We start from the raw sequence: 602 nt of genomic DNA on the forward strand, positions 1-602 counted from the left end.
ATGTGTGGTGGAAATCCTGAAAAACTAAATGAAGTTTTATTGTGTAACACCTCATAAATATCTTTCGTACACCTATGATGATAGCACGAAGCTGGCGCATATAAATGCTAATGGTGGTATTAGATTTACCAGCATCGCTTAAAAAGGCTTCGTATTCTTCTAAAAAGTTTGGTGTGATGTCTTGTAAGTGCAGATTCTTTTTAAAGAGGTTGATTGAGTTGATTGTAGTACGATAAGCAATAGCGGTGCCAATGCAATTTTTTGCTTTTAACTTAATGATGTAATTATCAAACCAATGCTGTAAAGCTGTATTTTTATTGACAGCTACATTGCCATAAAATGCTTCTTCAAAAGCGACAAAAGAGAAGGGGGAAAGTGTATCAATTACCTTCAAAGCTTTTGCTCTTAATTCACCTAATTTGGCATTGATATTTTTGAGGTTATTATCACGAAGATTAGAGCCATTCATCTTATCCCATTCAGCCTCTGTAACATGCTCGTTTGTAGAGTATCTCTTTTTGGAAGTACAGGGCAAACGCATCTAAATTTCTTTAAAGAGTATATTTTCTAAGAACTTATCGTTTAATATACACATCATCCTT

General features: G+C 34.1%; 1 protein-coding gene. It reads right to left on the minus strand.

What is annotated here, in order from left to right:
- On the minus strand, window positions 1–541 hold a 541-nt coding region (locus tag ACT9TX_RS18435), incomplete at its 3' end, for a phage integrase SAM-like domain-containing protein (RefSeq protein WP_481340585.1).
- Window positions 542–602 lie beyond the last annotated feature (61 nt).

It is taken from the genome of Parasediminibacterium sp. HNIBRBA5674 (assembly GCF_056745525.1).